This is a genomic window from Qipengyuania sp., assembly GCF_043423005.1.
In the GTDB taxonomy this organism is placed as follows: Bacteria; Pseudomonadota; Alphaproteobacteria; order Sphingomonadales; family Sphingomonadaceae; genus Qipengyuania.
This window is the reverse complement of sequence record NZ_JBHWMI010000056.1, coordinates 1-4,022: the sequence shown is the minus strand read 5'-3', so window position 1 is coordinate 4,022 and position 4,022 is coordinate 1. Positions and strand designations below refer to the sequence as shown.

At 65.7% G+C, this 4,022-nt stretch carries 3 protein-coding genes; all 3 read right to left on the bottom strand.

Annotated elements, in window-relative coordinates; translation table 11 throughout:
- Nucleotides 1-1,849 (bottom strand): ribonuclease R family protein (locus ACHFFA_RS08875; RefSeq protein ID WP_394270492.1); only part of this gene is annotated, 1,849 nt, incomplete at its 3' end.
- Between the two features lie 60 nt (nt 1,850-1,909).
- Nucleotides 1,910-3,451, bottom strand: a complete 1,542-nt coding sequence (gene proS, locus ACHFFA_RS08870; RefSeq protein ID WP_394270491.1) for a proline--tRNA ligase — start codon at nt 3,449-3,451, stop codon at nt 1,910-1,912.
- Nucleotides 3,452-3,509: 58 nt separating this feature from the next.
- The coding region (gene phaR / locus ACHFFA_RS08865) for a polyhydroxyalkanoate synthesis repressor PhaR (RefSeq protein ID WP_394270490.1) at nt 3,510-4,022 on the bottom strand (513 nt) is incomplete at its 5' end.

Sequence of the window (4,022 nt, the reverse complement as noted above, 5' to 3'; positions counted from 1 at the left end):
CCTGTGCGGCGATGAAGCGATCCTTCGAGTCGCGCTCGGCGAGCATCGAGCGGCGCTCGGTCATCGAGATGTGTTCGGCGATCCCGGCAAGCTCTGCCACTTCATCATCCGTCTGCCCATCCTTGCCGAGGCCGAGACCCGCGATCAGCGCGCGATGCACGGTAAGATCCGCATAGCGGCGGATGGGCGAGGTGAAGTGGGCGTAGCTGCCGAGCGCAAGGCCGAAATGCCCGGCATTGGCAGGGCCGTAATAGGCCTGCGTCTGGCTGCGCAGCACCGCTTCCATGATCAGGGCTTTTTCCGCCGGGTCGGCGATGTCCTTGATCAGGCGATTGAACAGGCCGGGGGTGATGACCTGTCCCATCGCGAACTTGCGCCCCTGCGATTGCAGGTAATCCCGGAAGGTCAGCAGTTTCTCGCGGCTCGGCGTCTCGTGGACCCGGTAGACCACCGGCGCGCTCTTGGCCTCCAGCGCCTTGGCCGCGGCGACATTGGCGGCGATCATGAAATCCTCCACCACGCGGTGCGCGTCGAGCCGTTCGCGGATCGCAATCTCGGCGATCTTGCCCTCGTCGTCGAGTTTCACCTGCCGTTCGGGCAGTTCGAGATCAAGCGGATCGCGCGCCTCGCGGGCGGCGAGCAGCAGCTTCCATGCGCCCCACAGGTTCTGCAGGGTCTGGTCTGCAGTTCCATCGTCCACCGCCTGCTGCGCATCCTCATAGGCGATGTTCGCGGCCAGCCGCACGACTGCGCGGGTGAAGCGCCATTCGGTGACCTTGCCTTCAGGCGAAATGTTGAGATGGCAGGCCATCGCCGCCCGGTCCTCGCCTTCGACCAGCGAGCAGATGTCGGCGCTGAGAATTTCCGGTAGCATCGGAACGACGCGATCCGGGAAATAGACCGAATTGCCGCGCTTCCTTGCCTCGCGGTCGAGCGCGCCGCCGGGGCGGACATAATGGCTGACATCGGCAATGGCGACGATCGCCCGGTAGCCGCCCTTGCCATCGGGCTCGGCCCAGATCGCATCGTCGTGATCGCGCGCGTCGGCAGGGTCGATCGCGACGATCGGCACCTCGCGCAGATCCTCGCGCCTGTCTGTCCCCAGTTTCAGGTCTGCCGCGCGCTGGGCTTCGGCCAGCGCCTCGCCGGGAAAGATGTGGGGGATGCCATGCTTGGCGATGGCGATCAGGCTGAAGCTCTTCGGCGCCAGCGGATCGCCGATCACCTCCACCACCTTGACTGCCGCACGGGCGGACTTGCCGGCGCGTTCGGCCAGCACGAGGTCGCCTTCCTCAGCCCCGCCGAGGTCGGCGATGGGCGATGAATTGCGCACCCGCTTGTCGACCGGGGCCAGCCAGGCCTTGCCCGCGCCATCCATCTCGACGACGCCCATCAACCCTTCGGTGCGGGCGGGAAGCTTCTTGATCGGCTGCGCGATCCATCCGCGCGCGCCTTCCTCGGTCCGAGCAAGGACGCGGTCACCGCGTTTGAGCGCCGCTACCTTCTTGCTTTCGCGAACGATCAGCCGAGGGGGTTCGCCCGCCTCGTCGGCCTCCCAGCTTTCCGGAACTGCAATGGCCTCGCCATCGTCGATCTCGACGACCTTGAGCACCGTCACCTTGGGCACGCCGCCCATGCGGTGATAGGCGGTCCGCTTGCCGTCGATCAGGCCTTCCTCGGCCATGTCCTTGAGGCGCTTCTTGAGAGCGATCTTCTCCTGCCCCTTGATGCCGAAGGCCTTGGCGATTTCGCGCTTGCCGGCGGGGGTGGGAGAAGTCTGAATGAATTCGATGATCTGTTCGTTGCTCGGCAGTCCCTGCGGCTGCCGCTGCTTGTCTTGTCTTGTCATGGCGGGACATATGGGGTGCCCCGCCTTCCCTGTCATCCTCTCGCTGCCCCGCCGTCGCCTTCAATAGGCCTTGGCAAGGAGGATACGTTCGACCGCGGGCTCGCCGGTGAACAGGCACGCGCCATCGGCAGGCGAGGCATCCTGCGGCACGTTGCGGATGGTCAGCTTGTGCGCCTTCAACCGCTCGACCACCTGATCGAGCGCTGCACCGGTCGGGCGGGACCATTGCACCTCGAGCCAGCCGGGATAGCGCGAGGCGGTGAAATGCCGTTCGACCTCGGCGAAATCGGCCACTTCGCGGGTGATGTTGGCATCGCGCCGGGCGCGCGCCTCGTCCAGCAGGACCGCCTGCATATCCTCGAGTATGCCGGGGATGGCCGCCGTCGCTTCATCCCGCGACGGCGTCTGGAAGGCGGGCTTGCCACTTGCCTCGTCCCACAGCCGGTCACGCCGCAAGAGCGAGACGACCCCGTTGTCCATGTCGCGCCCGCCCACCTCGACGATCGCCGGGGCGCCCTTGCGCACCCAGTCCCAGCGCTTGGCCGCGGCCTTGCCGGGGCGGCTGTCGAGTAGCACGCGAACCTTCTCGCCCAGCGCCGCCTGCGCCGCCAGCGCAGCCCGCAGTTCCTCGCAATAAGCGAGCAAGGGGGCATCTTCGGGACCGTCACGCAGCATGGGCAGGATGACGACCTGCTGAGGCGCGATGCGGGGCGGCAGCCGCAACCCGTCATCGTCGCCATGGGTCATGATCACACCGCCGACCATGCGGGTGGAGACGCCCCAGCTTGTCGTATGCGCCAGCGTCTCGCCACCTTCGCGGTCCTGATACTTGATCCCGCTCGCCTTGCTGAAATTCGTGCCGAGGTAATGGCTGGTCCCCGCCTGCAACGCCTTGCCGTCCTGCATCATCGCCTCGATCGACCAGGTTTCGACCGCGCCGGGAAAGCGCTCGTTCTCGGGCTTTTCGCCGGCAATCACGGCGAGGCTCAGATCCTCGTCGGCAAAGGCGCGGTAAACTTCCAGCATGGTGAGGGTGTGCGCCTTGGCCTCCTCGGCATCGGCGTGCGCGGTATGCCCTTCCTGCCACAGGAACTCGCTGGTGCGCAGGAACATCCGGGTGCGCATTTCCCAGCGCACCACGTTGGCCCACTGGTTGAGCTTCAGCGGCAGGTCGCGCCAGCTTTGCACCCAGCGCGCCATCGCATCGCCGATGATCGTCTCGCTGGTGGGGCGCACCACCAGCGGTTCTTCCAGCTTCGCCTCGGGGTCGGGCATCAGCCCGCCATCCTTGCCGGCGATCAGCCGGTGATGGGTGACCACCGCCATTTCCTTGGCGAAGCCTTCGACATGCTCGGCCTCGCGCGCGAAGTTCGACAGCGGGATGAAGATCGGGAAATAGGCGTTTTCGTGGCCGGTGGCCTTGATCCGGTCGTCGAGCAGGCGCTGCATCCGCTCCCAGATCCCGAAGCCCCATGGACGGATAACCATGCAGCCGCGCACGCCGCTTTCCTCGGCCATTTCCGCAGCCGAAATGACCTCCTGATACCAGGCAGCGAAATCGTCGGCGCGCTTGACGTTCAGCGCATGGCGGATCTGGGCCACGTTGGGTGTTCCTGTATGCTATGACGGCCGGGCGGCCGGGATGCGCGGGCCGATGGCGCTATTTGCCAAGCTCGTCGAGCTTCTTCTGCATCGCCGCGAGCTGCGCGCGCATTTCATCGAGCGCATCGGGCGAAGCGGTTTCGCCCGCCGCAGGATCGCCTGCGGACGGCTTGGCCGCGCCGGCGGGCATGAAGGCTTCGGCGGCCCTGCGCATCATCCGCAGGTTGGTTTCCGCGATCGTCGCAAAGGGATTGGCGCCCATTCCCTTGTGAAAGGCCTGCTGCAACTGCTCGCGATTGCTGCGGAAGGCGTTCATGCTCGCCTCGAGATAGGTCGGCATCATCGCCTGCATCGAATTGCCGTACATGCCGATAAGGTCGCGCAGGAAGCTGACCGGGAGCATCTGCGAGCTGCCGCTGGCTTCGGCCTCGACGATGATCTGGGTGAGGATCGAATGGGTAATGTCCTCGCCGCTCTTGGCGTCGACCACCTTGAAATCGACATTGGCGCGGACCATCGCGGCAAGATCGTCGAGCGTGATATAGCTGCTGGTATCGGTGTTGTAGACTAA